The following is a 26,804-nucleotide window of genomic DNA, read 5'->3' as shown; positions in this document are numbered from 1 at the left end:
TCCCTTTCCGATTGTTGACATATGGGCGATCCTGCCAATCAGGCACCCGTTGTTTCCAACTTATTATGCTTCCTCTGCTGCATCTGCCTCTGCGGACTCAGCCTCTTCTGCAGTCATCTCTGCACCCTGGTTTGCCTCGATCACTGCGTCTGCCATCTTGGAAACGATCAGTTTTACGGCTCTGATAGCATCATCATTGCCCGGGATCACATAATCAAGTTCCTCAGGATCACAGTTTGTATCTGCAATACCGATCAGGGTAATTCCTAATGTATGAGCCTCCTGAATACAGATTCTCTCCTTCTTCGGGTCTACAACGAAGATTGCATCCGGGAGCTTCTTCATCTCCTTGATACCGCCAAGGTTCTTCTCTAACTTCTCCCACTCTTTCTTAAGTGCGATAACTTCCTTCTTCGGCAGTACCTCGAATGTACCGTCGGTTGCCATTGTCTCGATCTCTTTTAATCTTGCAATACGGCTCTGGATGGTCTTGAAGTTGGTAAGCATACCACCTAACCATCTCTCATTTACATAGAACATGCCGCAGCGCTCTGCTTCGGTCTTGATTGCATCCTGTGCCTGCTTCTTGGTACCTACGAAAAGAATGGTGCCGCCCTCAGCTGCAATATCAGATACTGCTTTGTAAGCCTCGTCTACCTTGCCTACAGATTTCTGTAAGTCGATGATGTAGATACCATTTCTCTCTGTGTAGATGTACGGAGCCATTTTAGGATTCCATCTTCTGGTCTGATGTCCGAAGTGAACACCTGCTTCAAGTAACTGTTTCATTGAAATAACGCTCATTTTCTTACCTCCATGGTTGAAATCTTCCATATGCTTCATCCCGCAAGGCAACCATTCGGCACCGGCCCGGTGGTCAGCATATGTGTATTATTGTGTGGAAATGATTTTCCACGCTTGAACCTCGCATATTATATCACAAACATCTTTGCTGTGCAAGTACCTTTTTACTCTTCAAGCGGTCCCGCCTGCAGAATTTTTGCAATTTCCTCATTCGACAGACCGTAAGGAATATCGTAGTTGCCGACACGCATATTGGAAGCGTAGCCGATCTGCGATAAATACTGCCGGAACGTCTCCGCATCGGAAATGACTCCGTTCTCCGCCAGCTTCTCGCAGACAATACGGCAGACATCCCCTTTCTGAATCACCAGACGGTATACGCCGGACGGATTCTCTGCATCAGCAGCCTCCTGCTGTGCCTGCGTCTCCTCATCCGTGTTCGCGCTATTCTCCTGCGCCTCAGCTGCCACGTCCTCAGCTGCAGCTTCCGTATTCTGCGCGGTCTCTTCTGCCGCGGTCCGTTCTTCCAACAGTTCGGATGCCGTCTGCTCGGTCACAACCTCCGTCTTCGCTCCGGTGTCCGTGCCGTCCGGATCCTGCTCCGTATCGCCCTGCTCTGTTGTCTCTGTCTCCTGCATGACCATGCCAAGCTGTGCCGCCCGCGCCATGATCTCCTCATCAGACATCTTGATCTCTTTCTTTGAAAAACTGACTGCCAGTATCACCGTTGTGACAATGATTCCGATCCCCAGTCCCCGCAAATAATATTTCAGTTTCACGAATCACTCTCTCCTCTGTAAAGCCCATTGACCAGGCGAACTTCACCGATTCCGATTCCAAGCTTCTTGGCAATCTGAACCTCCGTCATTCCGAGTTTTTTCAACTTCAGAATCTCTGCATGCAGTCCTTCCTGCTTTGTCTCTTCCGTCTCCGGCATCTCTTCCTTCTGCTCTGCCGGTGCAGCAGCCGTATCTCTCTCCGTCGTATCTGCCGTCTCAACCGGTACCGGTGTTACTGCCGAGACCGCAGATACCGCTGCGGCACGCTCCGGTGCAGCCTGCGGTGCAGTCAAAGGTGCTTTCTCCTCAAGGCTTCTTACATCCGCAGCCAGGCGCTGCAGATCCGCCGCCATACCGGTAAGCTCCGTGTGTTTATCGTTCAGCATACTGTATAAGAACATAATCTCATTATGCGTTTTATTCATGCTCTCGATCACCGTGTCGGAATATTCACTGATCGCCATGATCTTATCGTTTGTCACTTTTTCAAGGGAACGATCCACCTTTTCGGAAGACTGGTCAACCTGCTCATCAATCGCATCCTCAATCCGTGTCTCCGCATTCTTGAGTCCCCGGTCAATGATTCTCTTTAATTCCTCTTCGCTCAACTCTGCAATCTGGTTCAATTCTGACGGCGATAACTTTTCCGTCACAAAAAAGCTTCCGATCATAAAAACCACACCGATCAGAAGTAATATCCATGCTACTCCGGTCATATGCTTCTCCTCACCTATCTATATCTTGATATCAAAATGGCTGCCCTGCCCTTTTAATATGACTTTTCCCTCATTCTCAGGCTCCTCTTCGCGGCGCTTTTTGTGCCTGCCAGATTCGCCCTCATATTCGTTATTGCCCTTTTCCTTGGCATCATAACGATAGCCATCGTTCTCCTTTTCCTCCGGATCCTGCACACGATGGGTCAGCTGGTCTTCGTGCTTCTGCTGTTCAATCTGAATATTCTGCTGTTCGACAATCGGCCTATTATCCTCCTGCTGCTTCAGATTCCCGACATCCTGCGTCCTCTGAATCATCCCGTTTAAAACAACTGGTCTTATTGACATGCAACACACCTCCGCTCATCTGCTACTCAGTCAGAATTCCCATATAGCTTCCCATCTTTTTGCGCATCTTAAGCAGCGCCTTTGTGTGAAGCTGCGACACACGCGATTCAGACACTTCCAATATATTGCTGATCTCCTTTAACGTGAGTTCTTCATAATAATACAGAAGAATCACCTTGCGCTCTTTTTCCGTGAGCAGATCCATTGTCTCGGACAGAACTTTTTTCAGTTCTTCCTCCTCAATATTGTCCTCCGGCTGTGCGAAATGGGAGTTCCCGCGCGCATCCATCACCGGCTCTCCGCCCTGCTCCACGAACTCATTGAGAGATACCACGTTTGTGACTTTTAACTGCGACTGCCACTCATTCAGTTCAGCCGCCGCAATTCCAATCTCCCCTGCAATCTCTTCATCCGCCGCAGCACGTCCCGTCCGCGCCTCGATATTTTTGATTGCTTCCTCAATCCGCTTCTGCTTCTGTCTGACAGTCCTTGGTATCCAGTCCATCTTGCGGATCTGATCCAGAATGGAACCGCGGATACGCAGGCTCGCATATGTCTCAAACTTTACGTCTTTTCCGGGATCAAACTTATCAATGGCATCGATAAGTCCGAATATTCCATAACTAACCAGATCTTCGTATTCCACATTGTATCCAAGATACATGCTGAGCCGGCCCGCAACCACTTTCACAAGCGGTGCATATTCCGTAATCAGCTTTTCTCTCAGCGCAGACGATGGATTTTTCTGGTATTCTCCCCATAGTTTTTCTCTGTCAACCGTTTTCATTGGAAGCCCCCACGTCTAAAGATTACTGTTCTTTCGCATCGGCATTCTCTGTCTCCTCCGATGCCGTTTCATTCTCTTCTGCCTCAGGATCCTCTTCTTCCTGCGGCAATGTACCATCCGTGGTTTCCTCGTCATTCATCCCGGCAAAATTGCGGTCAAGAACAATTTTGACCACACCGCCCAGAAGGTAAAATACAATCAGGACAATCAAAAGCATTTTCATGAAATCTGCCACTTCCATGTGTGCACAGATGCCCGCTACGCAGGCGACAAACCCGGCTGACAGCATCACAATCGCAGGTACTGATTTTGTTTTCATACTTACAGCCCTTCCTTAAATAATCTTAAGCGGCTTGCCCACCGACTTAATATAAAATTCTCCGGTATCACAATGCAGTTCCACTGTTCTACCATAATTGAGTCCTGTATCTTCCGCTACCAGCCGGATTCCAAGTTCTTTTAAAATCGCTTTGGCAGCCTCCGCATTCCTCGCTCCGATATTTCCCACATCCGAAAGTCCGCTTACCTCAAACATCCGCGCGCCCCCGGCAATCTTGGCGATCAGTCTTGGCTTACTTGCTCCCGCTGCAACAACACGCTTTAACAATTCCCGAATTCCCGTATCTCCAAACTTAGCTATATTGCTGTTGTTTCTTACTTTTGTACTGTCAGGAAGCATATAATGCACCATGCCTCCCACTTTTGTCACCGGATCATAAAGAACCAGTCCAATACAGGAACCGAGACCTAAAGTCGTAATTACATCCGGAGCCTTGCAAACGTTCAGGTCCGCCATGCCTACTTTTATGACTTCGCTCATATACGCATTCTCCTTATATTGAGATACCAAGTGACGTTAATATTTTTTCGTAAGAATCCTGCTCCGGCATCAAGATGAAATATCCGTTGATCGCCACATCCGCACAGATCTCCGTCTGTATCAACAATGCATTGTCACCGTACTGTCCAAATTCAATCGCCGGCACGCTCAAAATCGATGCTGCCATGTCCACCGCGATGTATGGAACGGACGGAGTGATGACAAGATTGGTCAGGGAGGACAATGCGGACAGATAAGATCCCGCAATGATATTGCCGATCTCTTTTAATGCGGAAAGTTCCATCTCGCCAAACGGCTGGTCATCCGGTTCGTTTGTCATCATCAGCTTGTTGACCAGATAACGTGCAGACGGAATATCCAGAAGGAACATCATGCTTCCCTCAATATCTGTCTCCACCTCAAGGAAAATGCCGACAATTGTCTCATCTTCCGCTCCTACCGCCATTCCCAACTGTGATACTTCCATCAGCCGGATGCTCGGTACATTCATATCGATCTTCATGCCAAGCATATTTGCAATGGCTGAAGTGGCATTTCCTGCTCCGATATTGCCGATTTCACGCAATACGTCCAGGTACATGTCATTCACTTGCTCTAGTGTCATATTACCCATGAACGTTTTTTCTCCTCTCAACATAATATATCCATGGTTTTCTAAGAGGAATGTCTCTGGTTCTCTCCCGCTGCATTCCCTGTAGTAAAACAAGCAGGTTAGCGGAATGTATTCCATTCCGCTAACCTGCGCACACGTCTATGCACGCATATGTTCTGTGTGCTTATGCGTTGTCATCCACCACCGAGTTAATCTCGAGAAGTGAGATCAGATCATCGCCGTGTTTACCGATTCCATTGATGAATTTACCCTTGTTGGTCGATTTTTCAATTTCATCCTCACTTAAATTGACGACTTCCTTCACCTCGTCGACAATCACGCCGATCGCGCCTTTTTCTTCCAGCTTTAAGATGATGATACGGCTCGCGTTCGTGAACACATCATCCTCCAGCCCCATCTTGTTGCGGATACTCATTACGGATACGATCTCACCGCGCAGATTGATCACGCCCTTAAAGTAGGACTGGATCTTCGGGACACGGGTAATCTTCTGCATACGCACGATGTTGTCAATATAGCTGATATCAATTCCGTACTGCTCGCTTCCGACCATTACGACAATATACTGTTTTGACTCTTTGTCAATTACTTCCACGTTCTTTTCTGCCATGTTGTCCGCCTCCTCTTACATCAGTACATTCACATCAAGGATCAGTGCCACTTCACCATCGCCAAGGATCGTTGCGCCGCTGATGATCTTGTTGTTGTTTATGTATTTACCAAGTGACTTGATAACGATTTCCTGCTGTCCGATCAGGTTGTCGACCACAAGGCCTGCCAGATTCTCGCCCTTCTGTACAATCACAACCGTCAGGCTCTCCGGCTCTTCTTCTTTCGGCTCAATATCCAGAACCTGATCCATACGGATCAGCGGAATTACCTTGCCGCGGAGGTGAATCACTTCCTGAGCCTCCACATACTTGATATCCTTCACCGGAATATCCTCGATGTTGGAAATGGAACCAAGTGCGATTGCGTATTTCTCATCGCGGATCTCTACCATGAGTGCCTGGATGATTGCAAGTGTCAGCGGCAGGCGTACGGTAAAGGTCGTTCCCACACCGAGCTCTGTCTTTACTTCCACATCGCCGCCGAGAGCCTCGATGTTGGATTTTACAACGTCAAGTCCTACGCCACGTCCGGAAATATCGGTAATCTTCTTCGCCATGGAAAAGCTCGGCAGAAACAGCAGATTGATGATCTCTTTCTGGCTCATTGTCTCAGCCTGCTCCTCAGTGATGACACCGCGCTCGATTGCCTTGTTGCGCACAGCCTCCACATCGATTCCGTTACCGTCATCGCCAACCTGGATGATGACATTGTTGCCTTCCTGGAATGCGTTGAGGAAAATGCTTCCGACTTCCGGCTTGCCCTTTGCAATACGGGTTGCGTTGTCTTCAAGTCCGTGATCCGCGGAATTACGAAGCAGATGCTGCAGCGGGTCACCGATCTGATCGACTACGGTACGGTCAAGTTCTGTATCTTCACCTGTCATGTACAATTCCATCTTCTTGTCCAGCTTTCTGGAAAGATCACGGATCATACGCGGGAATTTTGCAACTACACTCTCGATTGGCACCATCCGGACTTTCATCACGGACTCATGAAGATTGGTCGTGATACGCTCCAGATATTCAATCTGCTCATGGAAGGACTGGTTCTGGAAATCTCCGGAATCGGTGGAGCTGATCGACACCAGACTGTTCTTTGCGATGATAAGCTCGGATACCTGGTTCATCAATGCATCCAGCTTCTCAATATCTACACGGACAGTACGGTTTGTGACTGGCTTTGCAACCGTCTGCTTTTTATTGCCGCTGCTCTGTGTCTTCGCTGCCGGCTTTGCTGCCTGTGCCTGTGGCTGCTCCTGTGCCGGTGCCGCCTCAGCCGGTGCATCCTGAGACTTCTCTGCCGCCGCAGCGTCCGCTTCCGCTTTCTCCTGCTTTGCAGCCAGCGTCTCGTATTTTACTTCCTCACCGACAACCTTATCAATCTCAGACACCGACTTTGCAGCTTCCGCAATCTTCTCATACGGCTCGTCCGACGCAATAAAAATGCTGAAATCGCAGTCGAACTTCTCATCCTCAATATCCTGGGAGCTCGGATTGTATACAAGGATCTCTCCAAACTCTTCCACTGCCTTGAATACCAGGAATGCTCTCGCTGCCTTTAACAGGCACTCCTTCTGGATATAGATGGTCATGCCGTAAATGTGTGCGCCGCCCTCTTCCGCCTGCTTGATTTTATCCTTCTCGGACTCGCTGAGACCGAACTCAAAATACTTTTTATCATCTCCGCCCGCGGTCTGTGCCGGTGCCTCTTCTTTTTTCGGCTCCGACTGTGCAGGTGCAGCTGCTGCGCCATCCTCCGCCGCGATGAAATCATTCAGTTCCTTGATGATCAGTTCGTTGTCCTCTGTTCCCTCATCCGAACTTGCCTTTACGTTGTCGAGATAGCCCTCGATCGCATCCAGGCACTTGAACAGAAGGTCAATCATAGAACTGGTCACTTTGACTTTCTCACTGCGGACCTCCTGGAACACATTCTCCATGTCATGTGTCAGGCGCTGCATTCTCTTAAAGCCCATGGTTCCAGCCATTCCCTTTAAGGAGTGTGCTGCACGGAAAATCTCGTTGATCGTGTCCATGTTCTCCGGATCTTTTTCCAGCTCCATGATGCAGTCACTTAAATTCTGTAAATGTTCACTTGTCTCATCAATAAAAATCTCAAGGTATTGGCTTACATCCATATTACTTTACCCCCACATTCTTAATAATTGATTTAGCTACGTCATTAAGAGGAACCACTTCATCCACAACGCCCGCCTCGGCAACCGCCTTCGGCATTCCGTATACCACGCACGATGCGGCGTCCTGTGCGATCACATAGACCGGCTTCTTCCTGGCAAGGGAAACAATCCCCTTGGTGCCGTCCGCACCCATTCCGGTGAGAACCACGCATACAACCTGATCGTAACCGCAGTCCCGCAGGGAATCGTACGTGATGTTGGCACACGGCTTCAAGCCGCCGATCGCAGGCATATCGTTCAACCGGATCCTGTGACTTCCATCCGGCTGGCGCTTCACTTCCATGTGCTTGCCGCCCGGTGCGATGTACACCGTTCCTTTCATCAGCACATCTCCGTCTTCCGCCTCCTTGACATGAATCGGGCTGACCTCGTCCAGTCTGTCTGCCATTGACTTGGTAAATCCGGCAGGCATATGCTGAACCAGTACCATCGGTGCGTCCAGATTCTTCGGCAGATACGGAATGACACTCTGCAGCGCCTTCGGACCGCCCGTCGAACATGCAAGCGCAACGATCTTGCTGCCACTCTTGATCGCATGTCCGGCTGTTGCAACCGGCTTTGCGGTCCCCGCAGGAGCCGATACAGCCTTGGTCTGCGGTGTGATGCGCCGTTCACGATTGTAACTCTGGGTCGCGCATACCGCCGAGAGCACGCCGAGAAGCTGTTTTTTGAACTCCTCGCCCTTTGCCTCAATAACATTGGTTGGCTTCGTGACAAAATCGACTGCCCCGCGCTCCATCGCCCGGATCGTGACATCCGCATCCTTGGTTGTCGTCGTACTTACCATGATGACCGTTGCACGGATTCTGTCCTTCTGTAACTGTTCCAAAAGCTGCAGTCCGTCCATGCGGGGCATATTGACATCGAGAACAACGCCATCATAGCGCGTCGTCTTAAGCTTCTCATATGCCTCAAGACCGTCACAGCAAGTATCTGTGACCTGAAATGTTCCGTCTGAATTGATTATATCACACATGACCCTTCTCATGAGTGCAGAGTCATCAACAATTAAAATCTTTTTACTCATATCTTATGCTCTACCCCTTTGACGCGCTTTGCGTTCTTCTTCAAAGATGAACCGGATGATTTCCTCCCTTACACTGCTGTCGGTAATCAGGAATTTGGCTCTGGCCTCGTAGGGCGTTTCCGGCGTTTTTTCTGTCTTGATACAGGAAATAATTGTTCCAATGATATAATATTGTTTGTCTAAATTTTCATTCTGCAGATGTATCTCAAAGAGAACATACTGATTCTCCCGAAGCTTCTGATCCGTCCGAAACCGGATACCGCCGCCGCTTAGATCCACGATCCTTCCGGCATATTCCCGGTCTCTGCTCTTTCCCTCCGCTTCCTGCAGTTCAATAAATAGGGCTTCTCCCGTCTTTAATGCGGCTTCCTGTTCCTCAATGGTGTAATAATTCATGTCCATAATACATGGAAACCGGAAGAATTCTCTTCTCTGATACTTGGAGATCTGGGATTTTAATTCGATCTCTAACATGTATACATTCTCTCTTTTGTAGCGCTCCCGCACCTGGCCGACGGCGCGGTAAAGCGTTCCCTTCGAGAAAAAGATAAACTCCATCCGGATGCCCAGCGGAAGCAGCACCAGTTTTCCTCTCTCCACCGGCATGGAAATCTCAAGATTGCCGTTCTCCTTTAAATCCAGCACCTGGCTTTTGTAGATTTTCGGCATGGACTGGTCTTTTTTTGCCCGTTCCACATTCTGTACGAAACTGATGTCAACTTTATCTCCCGGTTGAATAATTTCAGCTATTGTCATCATTCCACTCCTTCATTCTTCTGTTTCCAAAATCCCGAAAACAATCTTGACAGTCCAAAAGAACGATATGCGTCACTGCTCTCACCCTGCAGCAATTCCGCAGCCACTACTTCAAATGCTCTTGCAGATTTTGACAACGGTGCCTGAAGCGATACTGGTTTCTGCATCCGGATCGCCTTTTCAAGCGCGCTATCCTGGGGAATCATCCCCGCATATGTAATTTCCCCCTCTAAGAACTGACCTACCACAGTATTCAGTTTGTCATAAACTCCTCTGCCTTCCGCAGCAGATATCACACGGTTGGAAAGAACCGATATCTTGGTGTACTCCCTGTCAAACTTCGGATTCCGGTACAGAGACTTTAACAGAGAATAAGAATCTGTCAGTGATGTCGGCTCCGGTGTTGTGACCACAAGAACCTCCGGGCTTGCCAGCACGAACTCCAGTACATGATTGGCAATCCCCGCGCCGGTGTCCACCAGAATCACATCTGCCATCTGATCCAGTTCCCCGAAACAGTGAAGCAGATAAGAGATCTGTTCATCGGTCAGATTGCCCAGTCCGGTAACTCCGGTTCCCCCCGAGACAAACCCGATTCCCATCGGACCTTCCGATATGATCTCCGTGATCTGTTTTCCATGATATATCACATCTGCCAGATTGTACTTGGGAATGGCGCCAAACATTACTTCGACATTGGCAAGGCCAAAATCCGCATCAAAAACAAGCACCCTTTTTCCCATCTTCTGCATCTGCACCGCAAGGTTCACAGCCACATTCGACTTTCCAACGCCACCTTTTCCACTTGTGACGGTAATGACTCTGGCATCCGGCTTATAATTTTGTTTTTTTTAATTTCACAACACTTCTAAGCTTCTCTGCCTGATCCATGTGTTATCTGCCTCCCAGCAGCTGTTTCACAATCTTTTGTGTATCAAATACTTCAATATCATCTGGTACATTCTGACCGCTCGTCATATAGGATAACTTTGCCCCCGAATACAGCTTGATATTTAAAATATTACCATAAGTAATTGTCTCATCCAGCTTTGTAAAAATCAACTTATAATTTGCTATTTCCTTGTAAGTATCTGCGATCTCCAGCAGATCCTTATATTTGGTCGTCGCACTGAGCACGAGGTATACCTCTTTCTCGTAAGCCTCATCCAGTCCGTCGATCAGCTTTTTCATATCCTGGCACTGTGCCTCATTGCGGTGCGAGAATCCCGCCGTGTCAACAAATACCAGATCATATTCGCTCACGCGCGCAATGGCATCGTTCATCTCCTCCGGCGTATAGATAATGCTCATCGGAGCATCCAGAATATTTGCGTAGATGCGCAGCTGCTCTGTCGCGGCAATCCGGTAGGTGTCCGCAGTCAGAAATGCCACTTTCTTCTCTTTGTCTACCTTATAGCGTGACGCAATCTTGGCAAGCGTTGTTGTCTTTCCCACGCCGGTCGGTCCGATGAAAAAAATCACCTTCGGCTTTTTGCCTGTAAGCTCAATCGTCTGCGGCTGATCGAACTTTAAGATCAGCTTCTGATAAACGTTGGAAAGAATAGAATCCACACTGCTTCCGTTGTGAAGCACCTTCTCCGCCTCGTCCATGATCTGATTGACATACTTCTCATTCACATCATTCTCCAGCAGCGTGCGGTAGAGCATCTTGATAAACTGGAACCCTTCCGTGCGGTTCTCCTTTTCCTGCGGCTCTACCGGATGAGACTTGCGCATCTCCTCCACGGAAAACTGCTTTTCCAGAATATTCGACAGGTTCTCCAGCCGCTTTTCCAGTCCCTCATTCGTAGATTCGCGCTTTGCTTCTTTCATAGGAACAACCTCCTGTTCCGCCGGTGCCGGTGCCACTGCCGGTCTGGTGTTCTCTCTTGCCACCCCCGGAATGGTAATCTTTTCATCTGCAGCCAGACTGATCGTATCGTGCACAGGCTTTGTCTCGCTGCGGAGCGTCTGCGCCGGGAACGCTTCCTTTTCCTCCACCGCAGCCGTCACCTCATACAGCGTGTTCTTAAACATCTTAAACATGCCCTTGGGCTTAATCTCCTTCACGTTCAGCACGACCGCCCCCGCGCCCAGCTCCTGCTTTGCCTTCTCGACGGCCTCTTCCTTTGTCTTGCCCTGATATTTGTTAATGGTCATTTATATTGTCACCATCCCTACTGATTGTAATTCTACGTTGGATTCCACCTCATTGTAAGACAGCACCGTCAGATCCTTGAAGTAATCCTCGGTCAGCTTCTTAAAGTACATACGCACAATCGGCGATGTCATAATGATGGCAGGCTTGCCCATGTTCTCCAACTTCGCCACTTCCTCCTCAACGGATGCCATAATCGCCTTCGTGCGCTCCGGATCGAGCGTCAGATATGCCCCCTGCTCCGTCTGCTTGACAGAACCCATGATCTCCTGCTCGATCTTCGGATCTACCGTGATCACGCTGGTTGTCTCATTCGCCGGGAAATATTTGCTGGAGATCGCGCGCTTTAAGCTCTGGCGTGCGTACTCCGTCAACACATCGGTATCCCTAGTCGCCGGCGCATGGTCTGCCAGCGTCTCAAAAATTGTGAGCAGATCTCGGATGGAAATTCCCTCCGAGAGCAGATTCTGCAGAACCTTCTGGATCTCGCCAAGTCCAAGAAGCTTCGGCACCAGTTCATCCACGAGAACCGGATTGCTCTCCTTGAGGTTATTGACAAGGTTCTGTACATCCTGTCTGGTAAGCAGCTCTGCGATATGGGAACGGATCACCTCGGTCAGATGCGTCGCAATGATTGACGGCGGATCCACCACCGTATAGCCAAGGCTCTCCGCACGCTCTCTCTGGCTCTCCGTGATCCAGATTGCCGGCAGGTGGAAGGACGGTTCAAACGTCGGAATTCCCGTAATCTCCTCCTCCACATATCCCGGATTCATCGCCATATAGTGATCGAACAGGATCTCTCCCTCGGTCACCTGAATTCCTTTGATCTTGATAATGTACTGGTTCGGATTCAGCTGAATGTTATCACGCAGTCGGATAATCGGCACAACCGTACCAAGTTCCAGTGCAATCTGTCTTCGTATCATAACCACGCGGTCTAAGAGATCTCCGCCCTGGTTCACATCCGCAAGCGGAATAATACCGTAGCCGAATTCCAGCTCGATCGGGTCCACCTGAAGCAGCGACACAACGTTCTCCGGCTTGCGGATCTCCTCCGCCTCCGTCTCTGCCTGGCTGACTTCCTCCTCGATATTCTCAATGCCGATGTTCTTGTCCACCATTCTGCCCGCTACGATAAACGCAGCGCCCAGCGCAGCAAACAATACCACATTCAGCGGTGTCACAGCACCGAGGAAGATCAACGATCCACCGACCAGATAAAGTGCCTTCGGAATACCGAACAGCTGTTTTACCAGAATGTTGGAGAAGTCTGCATTCTTGGATGCCTTCGTGACAAGGATACCGGTAGAAAGTGAGATCAGCAGGGACGGGATCTGGGAACAGAGTCCGTCACCCATGGTGAGAAGACCATAGCGCTGAATCGCCTCCGAAAAATCAAGTCCACCGCGCATCATCCCCATCGCGGTTCCACCGATTAAATTGACAAACGTGATAATCAGTCCGGCTGTGGCATCTCCCTTGACATACTTCGTAGCACCATCCATCGAACCGAAGAAGCTTGCTTCTTCCTGAATCTTATTACGCCGCTCTCTCGCCTGTGTCTCCGTAATGGCTCCGGTGTTTAAGTCAGCATCGATTGCCATCTGCTTACCGGGCATAGCATCCAGTGTAAATCGTGCGGATACCTCTGCCACTCGCTCGGAACCTTTATTGATAACGACGAACTGTATGATGATCAAAATGATAAATACGACCGCTCCGACGATCATATCACCACCGCCCACGAAGCTTCCGAATGTTTCAACGACGTTACCCGGAGCACCGGTCGTTAAGATCAGACGTGTCGAGGACACGTTAAGAGAAATACGGAATATGGTAGTAAACAACAGCAATGTCGGGAAAAAAGACATATCCAGAACTTCCTTCACAAACAATGTGTTGAACAGAACAATCAGTGCGATCGAGATATTCAGCGCCAGCATTACATCAAGTAACGTAGAGTTAATCGGCACAATTAAAAAGATGACTGCAGCAAGCAAATAAAGCGCAACACCTATGTCAGCCTTTTTCATATCTCTTCCTCCTTCGTTTTACTGTCTCATATTATATACCATTGCAAGAATCTCCGCTACTGCCTGATACAATTCCGGCGGAATTTCATTGCCGATTTCGACATTGGCGTAGAGCATTCTTGCAAGCGGTTTGTTTTCTACAATTTCAATGTGATTCTCCCTGGCAGCTTCACGGATCTTCTGCGCCAGATAATCTTCACCCTTTGCCAGAACCACCGGTGCCTTATGCACCTCCGGTTCGTACTTGATGGCAACCGCCAGATGGGTCGGGTTGGTGATAACCACATCCGCTTTCGGGACATCCTGCATCATACGGCGCCTCGATGCCTCGCGCATACGCTGGCGCTGTCTGCCTTTTACTTCCGGATTTCCCTCTGTATTTTTGTACTCGTCCTTGACCTCCTGTTTGGTCATCTTCATCTCTTCATTAAAGCGGTATTTCTGATAGATGAAATCAGCAATTCCGACAACGAGATACACCAGACTGATCTTGAGCCCTGCACCGATAATCACATCTCCACACAGTGCGATCGCCTGATTTAACGGAATATCATATAAAATAAAAAGGTCATTTTCGTGATCCTTGATTGCAGTATACGCGATATAGAGAATCAGTGCAATCTTAATCAGGGATTTGAACAGTTCAAAAACGGAATCCTTGGAGATAATCCGCTTCATTCCGTTCACCGGATTAAACCGGTCCAGCTTTGGCTGCATCGGTTTCGTGGAAACCTTCCACCCCACCTGCAGAATATTTACAAGTAGCGTCACGGCGAATCCGAAAATAAAAAACGGTGCCACGATTTTGAGCATCTGTATATTCACCGGTGAAAAGAAAGACATTACCGCATAGGTGGACACATCCATCGCATTGATTCCGATAAAATCCGGAATCAGATTATATACATAGTAAAATATCTGAAGAAATCCGTCGCCAATCGTGGAGACAAAAATCTTCAGCATCAGAAACATCACAATCAGATCAAAGGCGGCGGTAAGCTCCTTGCTTTTGGCGACCTTACCGTCCTCTCTGGCTTCTCTTAACTTTTTCGCGGTTGCCGGTTCCGTCTTTTCTCCGCCCGGTCCATCCTTCGCAAACCACTGGAGGTGATAGGGAAGGATCTGTCTTCTGTCCTGTTCCAAGCTAATACATTCCCTCTATCATCGATACAATCATTCGTTTCATTTCTTTAAACACAAAATCGGAAATTCCCGGAAGCAGCATTACCGTGAGGAACAATACCGTAAGTCCCAGGAGCACCTTCATCTGCATTCCGACCGCAAACATATTCATCTGCGGCGCTACCTTCGCCATAATGCCGAGGATGCAGTTTAGTATCATCATGCAGGCAAATACCGGCAGCACAATGCGGAACGCGATCACAAAAGAATCCGCCATATAGGTTGTCATGGACTCTGCCAGGCTGTCCCATTGAAACACCTGCCCGTTGACGGGGATTACCTGATAGGAATCAATGAGCGCCCGCAGTACATAATGATGCATGTTCGTCACGACCATCATCAGAAGCAGCAGGTACTGATACAGATTTCCCGTGATGGTGACCTGCGAGTTGGTCATCGGATCGAACTCCTGCGCCATGGAAAGTCCGATATCCATGTCAATGATATTTCCCGCAAATAAAATAATGGAATTACAAATGTTTGCAGCAAATCCCATGAGCAACCCTGTAATTCCTTCTCTTAGAACAATCACCGCATATCCAAACATGCCCGTGTAGGTAACCGCTGACTGATCGACCGAAGGGAATATCAGGATCGACAAAAGAAACGATAATCCGATCTTCACTCTGGACGGAACATTTTTCATGCCGAAAAACGGAGCCGCGTACACAAAGCAGGATATGCGAACCAGTATTAAAATGAGTATTTCAAAATCCACCAACGAAAACGTATAATTTAACATTCCTCAACCTAACCCAGATATATACTAAAGTCTGACCAGAGCGTATTGATAAACTCTGTCAGATTGGTTAGTATCCAGGAACCAAATATCATCATTCCAAGAAATACACAGACAATCTTTGGCACGAAGGTAAGCGTCTGTTCCTGAATGGACGTCACCGTCTGAAAAATACTGACGATCAGTCCCACAACCAGAGAAATAATCAGCAGCGGCGCCGAGCACAAAATAATTGTATACAATGCCTGTCTGGCAATGTCTAATACCTGTCCTTCTGTCATTTCACTTCATCTCCTGTTCCAAATGCACGCATCAGTAAAATGTCTTTACAACGCTTCCAATCACCAGATTCCAGCCGTCTGCCAGAATAAAAAGCAGTATCTTAAACGGCAGTGAAATCGTTGTCGGCGGCAGCATCATCATACCCATGGACATAAGTACCGATGCCACTACCATATCGATTACAATAAACGGGATATAAATGAGGAATCCCATAATAAACGCATACCGAAGTTCGCTGATGATAAATGCCGGGATCACGGTTGTCATCGGAACATCGTAATAAAGCTCCAGTGTCATCTGATCCGGATAATCTTCTCCATCAATATCCATAAATAGGTGCAGATCCTTTTCCTGTGTCTGACCGTACATAAAGTCGCGAATCGGTGTCTCCGCTGCCTTGTATGCCTCCTCAATGGTAATGTCGCCATTGTCTAACGGCTGTATGGCATCTTCGTTAATCTGCTGAAAGGTCGGCCACATAATAAAGAATGTCAAAAACAGGGCAAGACCGACGAGAATCTGATTCGGCGGTGCTGTCTGTGTACCGATCGCGGTGCGCAGGAAATGCAGCACGATGATGATTCTGGTATAAGAAGTCATCATAATCAGAATGGACGGTGCCAGTGAAATGATCGTCAGCACCAGAAGTGCCTTGATCGGCGTGGATACGGCTCCGGTGTCGTTGTTGTATGTAATGGACAGGCCGTTGTTGATATCGCTCGTCGCATCCGTCAGTCCATCGCTGCTATCGGTATTGCTCAAGCCAGTAATCATATCTGAAGATGTATCTGCCGCATAGACTCTGGTCTGTCCCATGGACAACGTCAATGCGATGATCAGCACTGCCACCGCAAAGACAAACGACATAATACAATATGATTTCTTTAATTTTGATTTTGTCATAATTTAATCCTGTTTTTTCGGGAAATGTTCCTTTAACTTCTCAAGCGTCTCCTGGAAGGTCATCTGACCTTTTTCTCCATTCTGTCCGGGAGTCTTTCCGTTGCAGATCTCTGCCTCCGTAAGTCCCATCTCTTCCTCGGTAAGCTTTGCGAGCATGGTCACATTATCTTTTGCAACCGCGATCACAAGATACACATCTCCCATTTTTATTACCTGAACCAGTTTGTTGTTGGCGATCCGTATGGTATCGACCACCTGAAAGCTGCGTCCGGACATCTGGACCTTCTGATATCCGCCGATCCATTTGGTTGTGAAATAGGTAATCACAAGAACAAACAGAAAAATAAGCAGGACGCCAAGCAGCTGTATAAAACTGTTCAGGCTTGAACTGAGTAAAATCATATTAGCCTACTACTTTTTTTACTGCCTCGAGCACACGCTCTGCCTGGAACGGCTTTACGATAAAGTCCTTTGCGCCAGACTGGATTGCCTCGATAACCATGGCCTGCTGTCCCATTGCAGAGCACATGATAATATTTGCATTCGGATCGATCTCTTTGATCTTCTTCAGCGCCTGAATACCATCCATATCCGGCATGGTAATATCCATCAGAACCAGATCCGGCTTTGCATCCGGGTACTTCTCAACTGCAACTGCTCCATTCTCAGCCTCCGCAGCGATCTCATAACCATTCTTGGTTAAGATATCCTTAATCATCATTCTCATAAAAGCTGCATCATCGCAAATCATAATCTTTGCCATAACATTCTCTCCTTGTTTCTTTTCTTATATTGTTTTGCTTATATTGCTTTTCTTATCCTGTTTCCAATCACTTTACAATCTCGGTAATACGGATACCATAGCTTTCCTCTATAATAACCACTTCACCCTTGGCAACGTATTTGCCGTTTACCAGAACATCGATCGGTTCACCCGCAATACGATTTAATTCTATAATAGTTCCAGGTGCAAAATCAAGAATCTCTTTAATAGATTTTGAAGTTCTTCCCAATTCCACCGTTACCTCAAGCGGTACATCCTTGATCAGATCAATGTTTTCCGGTCCGTATCCCACCGGAACGCTTCCGGTAAACGCCTGAAACTGTGCCGGCTGTACATTTACCGGCTGCTGTCCATACATCTGTGGCATTTGCTGTGCCATCATCGGTTGTCCCATCATCTGGCCTCCCATCATCGGTGCTCCCATTGCCGGCTGTCCCATCTGCGGTGCTGCCTGCGGCTGTGGTGCCGCCTGCGGCTGTGGTGCCGCCTGTGCTTCCGGAGCACTACCTTTGCTGCCTGCAGTCGAATTCGTATCTTCCTCCATATTCTGTGTCACACTCTCACACATTTCCTTTGCAAAAGGAATCGGATACAGCTGCATGATATCACTGTCGACCAGATCACCGATCTCCAGTCTGAACCGTATCTTTACAAACTCGCCTGCCAGGAACTCATCGATGACGCTCTCATCGATTGTCTCCTGTAAATCTATCAAATCCGCCTGTGGCGGGCTGATATCAATCACTTTGTTCAGCATGGATGACATGGACGTCGCCGCCGAACCCATCATCTGGTTCATCGCCTCGCTGATCGCACTCAAGTGCAGCTCGCCGAGCTCTCCATCCGTATTGGTTCCATCACCACCCATCATAAGATCAGTGATTACTTTTACATCGTGTTCCTTTAAAACCAATATGTTGCTGCCATCCAGTCCGACAGTATATCCGATCCGGATAAACACACATGGCTTCTCATATGCTTCACAGATATCACTCCAGTTTGCGAAAGAAACAACTGGAGTCGAGATCTCTACTTTTCGGTTTACCAGAGAAAACAGCGTGGTCGCTGCCGTTCCCATACTGATATTGGCAATCTCTCCGATTGTATCTTTTTCTTTCTCAGTCAGTACCTCTTCTTTGGGCTGCTCGCTGCTGTCCTCAGACCCGTTCAGTAATGCATTGATCTCTTCCTGAGACATTACTCCATCCATACTTACTGCTCCTCTCTGATTACTGATGTCACTCTTACTGCATAATTATCACCGGATGCACCCGGCAGAGCAGTAAATTTTTTTATATTTCCAACATACACCGACAGATCCTGATCCACTTTGGTGTCGAGACGGATAATGTCTCCCACCTGCAGACCAAGGAAATCATTGACTGATATACTACTGTTACCCAGCACAGCCTTGATCGGCATCGGTGCCCGTGCAATAAGTGCCTCAATGGTCTCTGTATATTGCTGTTCATCCTTCTCCTGCAGGCTGGAATACCAGTATTTCGTATTCAGCTTGTCCATCACACTTTCCAATGTGATATACGGCAGGCAGATGTTGATCAGTCCCTCGACATCACCAATCTTAATATTTAACGTAATTAACGCGATCATCTCCGTCGGGGAAATGATCTGGGCGTACTGCGAATTTGTCTCAATCCGCTCCAGTCTCGGTGTCAGTTCACACACACTCGCCCACGGTTCCACCAGAAGATTCACGCATACGTTATAGATCCGCTCAATCAGAAGAAGCTCGATTTCGGAGAACTCCCTCGCCTTGTCAAGCGGCGCCCCCTGGCCGCCGAGCATACGATCCACGATCGTAAAGCCGACATTCTCTGCAATTTCAATAATGATATTGTTATTCAGCGGAGCAAAATTTACAATTCCAAGCAGCACCGGATTCGATAGTGCATTCGCAAACTCTGAATACGTCACCGCCTCCGAACTCATCACTTCCACCTGAACATTTTTTCTTAGGTACACCGGCAGATTCGTTGAAAGCAATCTTCCATAATGTTCAAAAATAATCTCAAGCGTTCGCAAATGCTCTTTTGAGAACTTCGCGGGACGGGCAAAATCGTAATTTTTGACCTGTTTTTCATTATCATCTTTTATTTCATCTACATCCAGTTCACCGCTGCTAAGAGCTTTCAGCAAACTGTCTATCTCATTTTGAGATAAGACTTCACCCATTCTCTCTCACCACCTAATGTCTTATTCTAGTGTGCTTCCGTTGCCACGCTTGAGAAATTCACGCCCACGATGTAGTCGGATCCGAACAGATCCTGCATCTTGGATAAAATCTCCTCCTTTACAGCCTTCTGTCCATCGGCGTTAAATTCCTCCTCGGTATACTTGGCCACTACCGTATTGATGTCGCTGCGGATAATGGTCTCCTTATCCGTAAGCTCTGTCATCTCGTCTCCCCCGTAGGTGGCATAGGACTCGCTTGTCTTGTTGACGGAAAGTCCTACAGAAAATACAGCGTAATGCTTCTTTCCATCGCCGTTGTCTGCCAGATTCACGGTAAAATTATCTGTGATATTATAAACTGCAATTTCTTCGATCGGCACTGCGGAACTGTCTTTGTTCTGTCCGCCCTCGAGTTCGATGTTGATTGCAGCGCACACCTGATCAATCAGTTCGTTTGACTTTTTGGTCTGCGGAATAACGGAAAATGCCAGCACCGCGGTCAGAATCAGATTCACGAGAACCAGTGCCAAAATAATTACTGTCAATAAATTTTTCTTCATTATGCTTCCCTTCCTATTCGTTCACAACTTCTGTCGGTTCCACAGTCGCACCTGTTGTCGCTGCTTCCGGCGTATCTGTCACCGTCTCAGTGCTTAAAGCCGCATCCGCAGGCGTCTCTGTACCTGTGTCATCCGTGGATGTCCCGCTCACATTCGAGTTGTATGAGTTATAGATTTTAATCTCAACCCGGCGGTTCCTTGCCCTGCCCTCCGGCGTTGCATTATCTGCAATCGGCACATACTCTCCGCGGCCAGACGACTTTATGTATGCAGGATCCAGTGTTGTGGTATCCCGCAGATAGTTGGCAACCGCAAGCGCACGGTACATGGACAGTACGTTGTTGTCCTCATACTTGGAAGAATGAATCGGCACATTGTCCGTGTGTCCCTCGACCTCAATGATGTTATTATCGTAAGTAACCAGTATCTTGCCAAGCTTGTTGACCAGCGGATACGCCTCATCTCTGAGTTCTGCGCTCGCAGAATCAAACAGCAGCGCGCCGTTCATGTTAAGCGTTACATACTCTGCATTAAAATCAACCTCGACGTCGTCCTGTATCCCATATTGCGAAAGTGCATTTTCAAGTTGCTGCGCCATATCCTCAGACTCTTCCAGTTCCTGCTGTTCATATGCTTCGGTAATGTCTTTTTCTTCCTCCGTCTGTCCGTCAGACTGGCTGCTCAGCTGCTGGTTGTAATAAGAATCAAAATTCTCAAGCTGACTGATTCCGGAAGAAATCAATTCACCCTCGCCGATCGATGCTCCGCCTCCCGGGAGTATGCTGAATGTACTCTGGAAAGAGGCAATGACCTTCTCAAACTTTTCCTCATTCACACTGGACATGGAGAAAAGCATTACGAAGAAACAGAGCAGGAGATTCATAAGGTCCGCGAAGGTATTCATCCATGCAGGTGAGCCTTTGGGTGGATCTTCCTTTCTTCTCGCCACTATTCCTCACCTCCGACACTGCCCTCCGCAGTTTCCTCTCTCGCTGAAGGTGACAGGAATGACTTCAGTTTTTCTTCTATGACACGTGGATTCTCTCCTGCCTGAATCGACAGAATACCTTCCACCGTAATTTCCTTCATCATCATCTCGTTATTATTGTTTACAGAAAGCTTGGATGCCGTCGGATTACACAGCCAGTTGGCAATCAACGAACCGTACAGTGTTGTTACCAGTGCGACTGCCATCTTCGGTCCGATCGTTGATGCATCATTCATATCCTTGAGCATCAGGATCAATCCGATCAGGGTACCGATCATACCCCAGGCAGGACCAAGTTCTCCCCATTTTTCCCAGACAGCGATTGACTTTTTGTGTCGCTGCTCGATACAGCCCAGATCCGTCTCCATGATACCTCTTACCAGTTCCGGATCGGTACCATCTACCACAAGCATGATTCCTTTTTTGAGGAATTCATCCTCGATTCCGTTTGCCGCCTCCTCAAGTGCAAGCAGTCCCTCCTTGCGGGCGGTATTTGACAAATCAATGATATTCCGGATGACTGCCGCAGGATCCTGCGGTACCTCCTTAAATGTTAATGTAATACTCTTCAGACCTGCAATAAAATCCTGAAGTTTGTTGGACGCCAATGTACCCGATATGGAACCTCCCAGTGTGATAATGATTGAAGGGAAGTCAAACATATTGAAAAGACCCGAAGCTCCACCACTGGAAAATACACCGAACAAAAACATTACAACGCCAAGCAGCATCCCTGCTAAAGAAGCTATATCCAATTCTTCCACCTACCATCCTTGATATTATAGTATTGCTGTCTCCAAGCGGAGACTGAAATCTCAACAAGTTGTCATCCTATATCTTGTATAATTTTACTAAACTTTTGACCGCTTGTCTACTTACTTTTGCAAATTCTGTGTTTCTTCTTTCATGGAACCGGGATTTTATCAGGGAGACAAAACCCCGGTTCTCCAAAATCTTATCCGTGATGCTGCTCTGTCATCTCGCAGCCGCTTATCTCTTCAGGTTCACAAGCTCCTCAAGAAGCGTATCGGATGTCGTGATTACACGGGAGTTCGCCTGGAATCCACGCTGTGTGGTAATCATCTGCGTAAACTCGGTGGAGAGATCCACGTTTGACATCTCTAACTCGCCGGATGTCATCTTGCTTCCGTCCGCCGTAATATCCTCACCGATACCATCGAACTCACCGGAGTTCAAGGTCGTGCTGTAGCAGTTCTCTCCGACTTTCTCAAGACCTGCCGCATTGGCGAACTGTGCGACCGCGATCTGTCCTAACAGGTTGCGGTTACCGTTGTCATAAATACCGTAGATCTCGCCGTTGTTGCTGACTGAAAGTCCGATCAGGTTACCGAGCTTCTTACCTGCTCCAGTTGTTCCGTCTGTAGCGCCTTTGCTCATCGTTACAGTGGACTTGCCGCCGTTGTTCGTATTCTGGCAGGTGCTGAAGTCCACATTGATATTTGCGAACTGTCCGCCGAACAGGGACATGTTCAGTCCAACACTCTTCGCATCCGCCACGTTTCCAACCTTTGAAAATGTTCCATCGTCCGTGTTGAAGCTTAATCTGTGATATACACTGTTGTATGTAAGTGTCAGTGCCCCGGTTGTTCCGTCAACCGCATATCCGGTGCCATTTCCGGTGTAAGCATCCGCTTTCGCCAGAATGTCCGCTCCTGCACCGTATACCTGTGTCAGGCTGAGTGCCCCTGCTGTGACAACCGTCATGTCCGTCGCACTTTTTACCTGGTCATAGCTGTGTGTCGCTGCATTGTACTGGTAGTAATTACCGCTCTTGTCCACGATGACGTTAGCGGACACATAAGTGTAATCCTTGCCGAGCGTATAACTCTTTGTCGCATCCTCGGTGTTACCGAACAGTGCGTTTAACGCCGGCTGTCCCGCCTGAATATTCTCAGGATCGTAGTAGGTATTTCCGTCGCCGTCTAAAACATTCAACAGCTCTACCGTGAACTCTCCGTCCGTTCCGGTTGACTTAATGGAAAAACGTGCGGTGTACTCATATCCCAGGTTATCGTAGAACTTGAGGTTCTTGATCAATCCGTCGTCACTCAATACGTCGGTATCGTTCTTATCAATAATACCGCCGCAGGTTGCCTCAGAGGTTGCCTCTGGTGCGCTTGTCAGATTCTCCGTGCTCATGACGCGCAACGCGGATACGGTATCTTTCCGGATATTTCCGGTTGTCTTATCTACCTGCCATCCCATGACCGTATATCCGGTAGACGTCATACACAGGTTGCCTGCACCGTCTACATAGAAAGATCCGGATCTGGTAAACAGATTGGAAGATCCGTTGTTGACAATAAAGAAATTGGTGGTCGACTGATCTGTCATACGCAGATCGAAAGCTCTTCCGGTTGTCTCAGCTGCACCCGCGGATGTAATGCTGATATTTACCGCACCTGTGGTCACGCCAAGACCGATCTGCTTGGCATTCACACCGCCGACTCCCGTAGCCGCATTTGCTCCCGATGCTCCGGATGTGTTCTGGTAGAGCATATCCTGGAATGTCACGGAAGAAGACTTGAATGCTACTGTGTTTACATTGGCGATATTGTTACCAATAACGTCCATTTTTGTCTGATGTGTCTTAAGACCCGACACAGCAGAGTACATTGATCTCATCATAATGAAATGACCTCCTGTAATGTCTGGTGCCCTGCTCCCTTCTGTCATTCGGGGAGCTTCTGCCTCCTTGTAAGGTCCGGCATATTATACAATCACGGCACCGTCAATATTTGTAAAAATATTACTCTCTGACTCACTCTGATCCATGGCTGTGACCACCGTCTTGCTCGGAACATTCACAATAAACGCCAGTGAATCCAGAATCACGAGTGATTCCCGTATTCCCTTTTCGCTTGCCTTCAAAACACCGGATTCCAGTCTCTCGTTCTGCTCGTCCGACAGATTGATGTGTCTGTCATTCAAACGTCCCTGTGCATGTTTGGAAAACCGAAGTTCCTGACTTTCTGCGGTCGTCTGTTTCTGTCTTAATATATCCTCGAAAGAAACACTGTTTTCCTGCGCCGCAGTCTCTGTGCTTTTGCGATTCAGATACCGGTCAGTTACCTGTTCGATGGAAGCAAATTGGTTCGTAATCTTATTCATAACCAACGCTCCTTTCTCAGATCATCCAGCTTTCTTCTCAAGCTCCGCAATCTTAGCCTCGAGTGCTGTCAGCTGATCGTAGGAATCCTTGCTGATATAAGTCTTCTCTGTGGTGGTCAGCGAATCGTAATTCTTGCGAAGTGCTTCCACTGCTTCCTTGTTCTCAAGGGTCAGCTCGTCCGCGGATGGAATCTGCGAAAGCGCATTGTCAAATACCAGGCTCTTCATGGTTCCGTCCAGCTTCACAAACGTTGCCAGCGTATCGCTGTCAATATAACTCTGCTGATAAGAAGTCAGTCCGTTGTACACGGTTGCCAGGTTCTCCACATCCGTCTGATATGCCAGCGTCAGCTTATCCGCATCCGGAAGCTTTGCCACAGATGCCTTGAATGCCTCTGCCAGTGAAACCGCCTCCATGTACTCGGTGTCTGCCACCTGATATACATCGTCGAGTGAATAACGGTTGCCGTTGACATAAATGTATTTCTGGTTGTTCTCGTACTGCACATAATCCACGAATCCTGCCACCGCCGTCGTCTCGCCGGTCGTCTCGGATGTTGTCTTTACAATGACATACTTTCCAACCAGATCGTTTGCCTTCGTGCTCTCAATGCTGTTCTGCATGTTCAGCATGGACTCCATCTGTGAAAAAGTTGCCAGCTGTGCCACATACTCGGTATTGCTCGTCGGTTCCAGCGGATCCTGATACTGCATCTCTGCACATAACAGCTGCAGGAACTCGTCATATCCGAGGTCATTGCCGGCACTGGTCGTTGTCTCTGTCGTACTCTCTGTAATCTTGCCGTTCTCTACGGCCTGTACTAATGCCATATGTCTCTCCTTTCTGTCTGTTATGCGGTAAAGTCAACGGAATTGCCCTGTTCTGCCATCATCTTCGCCACCAGAGTCTCCTCTTCCGTCATCAGCCCGGACAGTCCGTCCAGTTCATTCAGGTTGATGTGTCTGGTCGCATTGGCTGCCTTTTCCCGTTCCTCTGCCTGCTGTTCTTCCTGTTTTGCATTCTGCTCCAGATTCCTCTCGAATTCATGTCCGCCGACGGTTACCTCCACGGCATCCACCTTTACGCCAGCCTGGTTCATGTTCTGCTTCAAATCTGCGATCTGACTTTCCAGTGCTTCCTTGACCACTTCATTCTGTGCGGTCAGATGTGCGGAAACCGTTCCGTCTTTTGACGTAATCTCCAGATAAATCTTGCCCAGGTGCTCCGGATTCAGCTGCATCTCCATCGTCGTTTCCTGATTCGCCGTGTAATTTACTCTCGTATAAGTCACGATCTGACGCACGACATCTGCGATGTCCACCTGTGCGGCATATTCTCCCGCACTATTGGCGCCCTGCATTGCCACGGTCTCTGTCAGCGTCGGGCCGGTATGTACATCCACGCCCACATGTGCCTGCGACGCAGAATTCTGCTGTCCGGAATTGGAATTTGATCCGGTCTGTGCCTGTTCCTTATCCGACCCTGCAGCTGCATCGGCAGCTGTCTCTTCCTCTGCGCCTGCATTTGCTGACTTTGCCTGCGTATCAGTCTCTTCCGGAGTGATGTCTTTTGCTTCTTCTGTTCTGGTCTCTGTCTCTGCTGCCTGGGCAGCCATCTGCGGCTGTTCTGCCGTATCACGGATTCCATCCGCCGTATCAGCGTAAACCTTCTGCGCATCTGTGACATCTGTTTCACCAGCATCCGCTGTCTGGACTGTCTGCATCAGATCTGCATCCATGTCCGTCTGTCCGGCATCCTCCAAAAGCTGCGTCAATTCCTCAGCCGTGACTCCCAGCTGCTGCAAGAGATCTTCGGTCAGTGTTCCCACCGACTGCATCACGTTCATAAACGCTTCATTACAGAGAAGTGCGCTCATGTCTTCGGTTCCGGTTAATTCTGCTGCCAGAGCTGCAAGCTGCTGCGGATTCATCAGATCGGCCACGGTCAGTCCCAATGTCTCCATTGCTTCTGTGATCTGCTCGTCCGTCACCTGAAGTTCATCCTTAATGACGTCTCTCACACTCTCCTCAAAGCTTTCCAGCTTCTCCGATACCTGACTGCCGGCTGTCCAGTCCTTCGTGCTTTGCTCCGGCATCTTATTCTTCTGATACTGGTAACGGTCATAATTCTGCTCCGGACTGTGCGGTGTAAGCTGCTGCATATTCTGCGCTGTCTGAGATCCTGTACTTACGCTGCTTCCCGGGATCTGTGTCATCTGATCGACCATCTTCCGGAATGTGGTGCCGATATCCGCGCCATCAACGCCTGTGACACTCTGTCCACTCTGCGTCTGCATCAGCATTTTCCCAATGCTTGCAACATTATTGTCTCCCATTCTCTTCCTCCTTTCCCATAGCTGCACCTGCAGC

Annotated in this window: 30 protein-coding genes; all 30 read right to left on the bottom strand. The window is 48.4% G+C overall.

The genetic code is table 11. From position 1 onward, the window contains the following. Positions 1-63: 63 nt before the first annotated feature. The 30 genes from rpsB to RHOM_RS06800 all read right to left on the bottom strand — a co-directional run bounded on the left by rpsB (position 64) and on the right by RHOM_RS06800 (position 26,770). Complete coding sequence (rpsB, locus tag RHOM_RS06945; protein ID WP_014079577.1) at positions 64-804, bottom strand: 30S ribosomal protein S2; 741 nt, start codon at positions 802-804, stop codon at positions 64-66. A gap of 164 nt (positions 805-968) precedes the next feature. Then, the gene (locus RHOM_RS06940; RefSeq protein WP_014079576.1) at positions 969-1,583 is read right to left on the bottom strand and encodes a hypothetical protein; all 615 of its coding nucleotides are present in this window, start codon (positions 1,581-1,583) and stop codon (positions 969-971) included. Beyond that, the gene (locus tag RHOM_RS06935; protein ID WP_014079575.1) at positions 1,580-2,299 is read right to left on the bottom strand and encodes a DUF6115 domain-containing protein; all 720 of its coding nucleotides are present in this window, start codon (positions 2,297-2,299) and stop codon (positions 1,580-1,582) included. The genes RHOM_RS06940 and RHOM_RS06935 overlap by 4 nt, the downstream gene beginning before the upstream one ends. An 18-nt stretch (positions 2,300-2,317) precedes the next feature. Continuing rightward, positions 2,318-2,644, bottom strand: a complete 327-nt coding sequence (locus RHOM_RS06930) for a hypothetical protein (RefSeq protein WP_014079574.1) — start codon at positions 2,642-2,644, stop codon at positions 2,318-2,320. A 22-nt stretch (positions 2,645-2,666) separates the two neighbouring features. Further along, positions 2,667-3,431 carry a FliA/WhiG family RNA polymerase sigma factor gene (locus RHOM_RS06925; protein ID WP_014079573.1) on the bottom strand — a complete coding sequence of 255 codons (765 nt, stop codon included), beginning with the start codon at positions 3,429-3,431 and terminating at the stop codon, positions 2,667-2,669. 22 nt (positions 3,432-3,453) lie between these two features. After that, positions 3,454-3,750 carry a hypothetical protein gene (locus RHOM_RS06920; protein WP_014079572.1) on the bottom strand — a complete coding sequence of 99 codons (297 nt, stop codon included), beginning with the start codon at positions 3,748-3,750 and terminating at the stop codon, positions 3,454-3,456. 15 nt (positions 3,751-3,765) lie between these two features. Next, positions 3,766-4,251: a chemotaxis protein CheD gene (locus RHOM_RS06915; protein WP_014079571.1), complete on the bottom strand. Its 486-nt coding sequence runs from the start codon at positions 4,249-4,251 to the stop codon at positions 3,766-3,768. A gap of 13 nt (positions 4,252-4,264) precedes the next feature. Beyond that, positions 4,265-4,885, bottom strand: a complete 621-nt coding sequence (locus RHOM_RS06910) for a chemotaxis protein CheC (RefSeq protein ID WP_014079570.1) — start codon at positions 4,883-4,885, stop codon at positions 4,265-4,267. Positions 4,886-5,048: 163 nt separating this feature from the next. Beyond that, on the bottom strand, positions 5,049-5,495 hold the full coding sequence (locus RHOM_RS06905; RefSeq protein ID WP_014079569.1) for a chemotaxis protein CheW: 447 nt from the start codon (positions 5,493-5,495) through the stop codon (positions 5,049-5,051). Positions 5,496-5,510: 15 nt separating this feature from the next. After that, a complete protein-coding gene (locus RHOM_RS06900) occupies positions 5,511-7,634 on the bottom strand; it encodes a chemotaxis protein CheA (protein WP_014079568.1) in 2,124 nt (707 codons plus the stop codon). Between the two features lies 1 nt (position 7,635). Then, positions 7,636-8,721 carry a protein-glutamate methylesterase/protein-glutamine glutaminase gene (locus RHOM_RS06895; protein ID WP_044024636.1) on the bottom strand — a complete coding sequence of 362 codons (1,086 nt, stop codon included), beginning with the start codon at positions 8,719-8,721 and terminating at the stop codon, positions 7,636-7,638. A 3-nt stretch (positions 8,722-8,724) separates the two neighbouring features. Beyond that, positions 8,725-9,480 carry a flagellar brake protein gene (locus RHOM_RS06890; RefSeq protein WP_242823171.1) on the bottom strand — a complete coding sequence of 252 codons (756 nt, stop codon included), beginning with the start codon at positions 9,478-9,480 and terminating at the stop codon, positions 8,725-8,727. Continuing rightward, entirely contained in the window at positions 9,477-10,253 is a 777-nt protein-coding gene (locus RHOM_RS06885) for a nucleotide-binding protein (protein ID WP_014079565.1), read from the bottom strand. The genes RHOM_RS06890 and RHOM_RS06885 overlap by 4 nt, the downstream gene beginning before the upstream one ends. Before the next feature lie 118 nt (positions 10,254-10,371). Continuing rightward, positions 10,372-11,637 carry a flagellar biosynthesis protein FlhF gene (flhF, locus tag RHOM_RS06880; RefSeq protein ID WP_014079564.1) on the bottom strand — a complete coding sequence of 422 codons (1,266 nt, stop codon included), beginning with the start codon at positions 11,635-11,637 and terminating at the stop codon, positions 10,372-10,374. Further along, entirely contained in the window at positions 11,638-13,671 is a 2,034-nt protein-coding gene (gene flhA, locus RHOM_RS06875; RefSeq protein WP_014079563.1) for a flagellar biosynthesis protein FlhA, read from the bottom strand. 18 nt (positions 13,672-13,689) lie between these two features. Then, positions 13,690-14,814, bottom strand: a complete 1,125-nt coding sequence (gene flhB, locus RHOM_RS06870; protein WP_014079562.1) for a flagellar biosynthesis protein FlhB — start codon at positions 14,812-14,814, stop codon at positions 13,690-13,692. Position 14,815: 1 nt separating this feature from the next. Next, positions 14,816-15,595, bottom strand: coding sequence for a flagellar biosynthetic protein FliR (gene fliR / locus RHOM_RS06865; protein ID WP_014079561.1), 780 nt, complete (start codon positions 15,593-15,595; stop codon positions 14,816-14,818). A gap of 8 nt (positions 15,596-15,603) precedes the next feature. After that, complete coding sequence (gene fliQ, locus RHOM_RS06860; protein WP_014079560.1) at positions 15,604-15,873, bottom strand: flagellar biosynthesis protein FliQ; 270 nt, start codon at positions 15,871-15,873, stop codon at positions 15,604-15,606. 31 nt (positions 15,874-15,904) lie between these two features. Continuing rightward, positions 15,905-16,777 carry a flagellar type III secretion system pore protein FliP gene (gene fliP / locus RHOM_RS06855; RefSeq protein ID WP_044024635.1) on the bottom strand — a complete coding sequence of 291 codons (873 nt, stop codon included), beginning with the start codon at positions 16,775-16,777 and terminating at the stop codon, positions 15,905-15,907. Between the two features lie 3 nt (positions 16,778-16,780). Then, positions 16,781-17,179 carry a flagellar biosynthetic protein FliO gene (locus RHOM_RS06850; RefSeq protein ID WP_014079558.1) on the bottom strand — a complete coding sequence of 133 codons (399 nt, stop codon included), beginning with the start codon at positions 17,177-17,179 and terminating at the stop codon, positions 16,781-16,783. Position 17,180: 1 nt separating this feature from the next. Further along, complete coding sequence (locus RHOM_RS06845; RefSeq protein WP_014079557.1) at positions 17,181-17,540, bottom strand: response regulator; 360 nt, start codon at positions 17,538-17,540, stop codon at positions 17,181-17,183. A 67-nt stretch (positions 17,541-17,607) separates the two neighbouring features. Beyond that, the gene (fliY, locus tag RHOM_RS06840; protein ID WP_014079556.1) at positions 17,608-18,771 is read right to left on the bottom strand and encodes a flagellar motor switch phosphatase FliY; all 1,164 of its coding nucleotides are present in this window, start codon (positions 18,769-18,771) and stop codon (positions 17,608-17,610) included. A gap of 2 nt (positions 18,772-18,773) precedes the next feature. After that, positions 18,774-19,754: a flagellar motor switch protein FliM gene (fliM, locus tag RHOM_RS06835; protein ID WP_014079555.1), complete on the bottom strand. Its 981-nt coding sequence runs from the start codon at positions 19,752-19,754 to the stop codon at positions 18,774-18,776. A gap of 26 nt (positions 19,755-19,780) precedes the next feature. Continuing rightward, complete coding sequence (locus RHOM_RS06830; protein ID WP_014079554.1) at positions 19,781-20,314, bottom strand: flagellar basal body-associated FliL family protein; 534 nt, start codon at positions 20,312-20,314, stop codon at positions 19,781-19,783. 13 nt (positions 20,315-20,327) lie between these two features. Continuing rightward, positions 20,328-21,263 (bottom strand): OmpA/MotB family protein, encoded by a 936-nt coding sequence (locus RHOM_RS06825; protein WP_014079553.1) that lies wholly within the window; start codon positions 21,261-21,263, stop codon positions 20,328-20,330. Beyond that, positions 21,263-22,057 carry a motility protein A gene (locus tag RHOM_RS06820; RefSeq protein WP_055230073.1) on the bottom strand — a complete coding sequence of 265 codons (795 nt, stop codon included), beginning with the start codon at positions 22,055-22,057 and terminating at the stop codon, positions 21,263-21,265. The genes RHOM_RS06825 and RHOM_RS06820 overlap by 1 nt, the downstream gene beginning before the upstream one ends. Before the next feature lie 235 nt (positions 22,058-22,292). Next, positions 22,293-23,951 (bottom strand): flagellar hook protein FlgE, encoded by a 1,659-nt coding sequence (locus RHOM_RS06815; RefSeq protein ID WP_014079551.1) that lies wholly within the window; start codon positions 23,949-23,951, stop codon positions 22,293-22,295. Positions 23,952-24,035: 84 nt separating this feature from the next. Continuing rightward, positions 24,036-24,434 (bottom strand): TIGR02530 family flagellar biosynthesis protein, encoded by a 399-nt coding sequence (locus RHOM_RS06810; RefSeq protein WP_014079550.1) that lies wholly within the window; start codon positions 24,432-24,434, stop codon positions 24,036-24,038. Positions 24,435-24,455: 21 nt separating this feature from the next. Continuing rightward, positions 24,456-25,265, bottom strand: a complete 810-nt coding sequence (locus tag RHOM_RS06805; protein WP_014079549.1) for a flagellar hook capping FlgD N-terminal domain-containing protein — start codon at positions 25,263-25,265, stop codon at positions 24,456-24,458. 20 nt (positions 25,266-25,285) lie between these two features. Continuing rightward, the gene (locus RHOM_RS06800) at positions 25,286-26,770 is read right to left on the bottom strand and encodes a flagellar hook-length control protein FliK (protein WP_014079548.1); all 1,485 of its coding nucleotides are present in this window, start codon (positions 26,768-26,770) and stop codon (positions 25,286-25,288) included. Between the last annotated feature and the right edge of the window lie 34 nt (positions 26,771-26,804).

Source organism: Roseburia hominis A2-183, from assembly GCF_000225345.1.
Classification (GTDB): domain Bacteria; phylum Bacillota; class Clostridia; order Lachnospirales; family Lachnospiraceae; genus Roseburia; species Roseburia hominis.
The sequence above is the reverse complement of the archived record's forward strand: the minus strand, read 5'-3'. Positions and strand labels throughout refer to the sequence as shown.

Bases quoted from the DNA above. Each gene is read 5' to 3' on its own strand.
- rpsB (WP_014079577.1), bottom strand. From the start codon at position 804: ATGAGCGTTATTTCAATGAAACAGTTACTTGAAGCAGGTGTTCACTTC.
- RHOM_RS06935 (WP_014079575.1), bottom strand. From the start codon at position 2,299: ATGACCGGAGTAGCATGGATATTACTTCTGATCGGTGTGGTTTTTATG.
- RHOM_RS06930 (WP_014079574.1), bottom strand. From the start codon at position 2,644: ATGTCAATAAGACCAGTTGTTTTAAACGGGATGATTCAGAGGACGCAG.
- RHOM_RS06925 (WP_014079573.1), bottom strand. From the start codon at position 3,431: ATGAAAACGGTTGACAGAGAAAAACTATGGGGAGAATACCAGAAAAAT.
- RHOM_RS06920 (WP_014079572.1), bottom strand. From the start codon at position 3,750: ATGAAAACAAAATCAGTACCTGCGATTGTGATGCTGTCAGCCGGGTTT.
- RHOM_RS06915 (WP_014079571.1), bottom strand. From the start codon at position 4,251: ATGAGCGAAGTCATAAAAGTAGGCATGGCGGACCTGAACGTTTGCAAG.
- RHOM_RS06910 (WP_014079570.1), bottom strand. From the start codon at position 4,885: ATGGGTAATATGACACTAGAGCAAGTGAATGACATGTACCTGGACGTA.
- RHOM_RS06905 (WP_014079569.1), bottom strand. From the start codon at position 5,495: ATGGCAGAAAAGAACGTGGAAGTAATTGACAAAGAGTCAAAACAGTAT.
- RHOM_RS06900 (WP_014079568.1), bottom strand. From the start codon at position 7,634: ATGGATGTAAGCCAATACCTTGAGATTTTTATTGATGAGACAAGTGAA.
- RHOM_RS06895 (WP_044024636.1), bottom strand. From the start codon at position 8,721: ATGAGTAAAAAGATTTTAATTGTTGATGACTCTGCACTCATGAGAAGG.
- RHOM_RS06890 (WP_242823171.1), bottom strand. From the start codon at position 9,480: ATGATGACAATAGCTGAAATTATTCAACCGGGAGATAAAGTTGACATC.
- flhF (WP_014079564.1), bottom strand. From the start codon at position 11,637: ATGACCATTAACAAATATCAGGGCAAGACAAAGGAAGAGGCCGTCGAG.
- flhA (WP_014079563.1), bottom strand. From the start codon at position 13,671: ATGAAAAAGGCTGACATAGGTGTTGCGCTTTATTTGCTTGCTGCAGTC.
- fliR (WP_014079561.1), bottom strand. From the start codon at position 15,595: ATGTTAAATTATACGTTTTCGTTGGTGGATTTTGAAATACTCATTTTA.
- fliQ (WP_014079560.1), bottom strand. From the start codon at position 15,873: ATGACAGAAGGACAGGTATTAGACATTGCCAGACAGGCATTGTATACA.
- fliP (WP_044024635.1), bottom strand. From the start codon at position 16,777: ATGACAAAATCAAAATTAAAGAAATCATATTGTATTATGTCGTTTGTC.
- RHOM_RS06850 (WP_014079558.1), bottom strand. From the start codon at position 17,179: ATGATTTTACTCAGTTCAAGCCTGAACAGTTTTATACAGCTGCTTGGC.
- RHOM_RS06845 (WP_014079557.1), bottom strand. From the start codon at position 17,540: ATGGCAAAGATTATGATTTGCGATGATGCAGCTTTTATGAGAATGATG.
- fliY (WP_014079556.1), bottom strand. From the start codon at position 18,771: ATGGATGGAGTAATGTCTCAGGAAGAGATCAATGCATTACTGAACGGG.
- fliM (WP_014079555.1), bottom strand. From the start codon at position 19,754: ATGGGTGAAGTCTTATCTCAAAATGAGATAGACAGTTTGCTGAAAGCT.
- RHOM_RS06830 (WP_014079554.1), bottom strand. From the start codon at position 20,314: ATGAAGAAAAATTTATTGACAGTAATTATTTTGGCACTGGTTCTCGTG.
- RHOM_RS06815 (WP_014079551.1), bottom strand. From the start codon at position 23,951: ATGATGAGATCAATGTACTCTGCTGTGTCGGGTCTTAAGACACATCAG.
- RHOM_RS06810 (WP_014079550.1), bottom strand. From the start codon at position 24,434: ATGAATAAGATTACGAACCAATTTGCTTCCATCGAACAGGTAACTGAC.
- RHOM_RS06805 (WP_014079549.1), bottom strand. From the start codon at position 25,265: ATGGCATTAGTACAGGCCGTAGAGAACGGCAAGATTACAGAGAGTACG.
- RHOM_RS06800 (WP_014079548.1), bottom strand. From the start codon at position 26,770: ATGGGAGACAATAATGTTGCAAGCATTGGGAAAATGCTGATGCAGACG.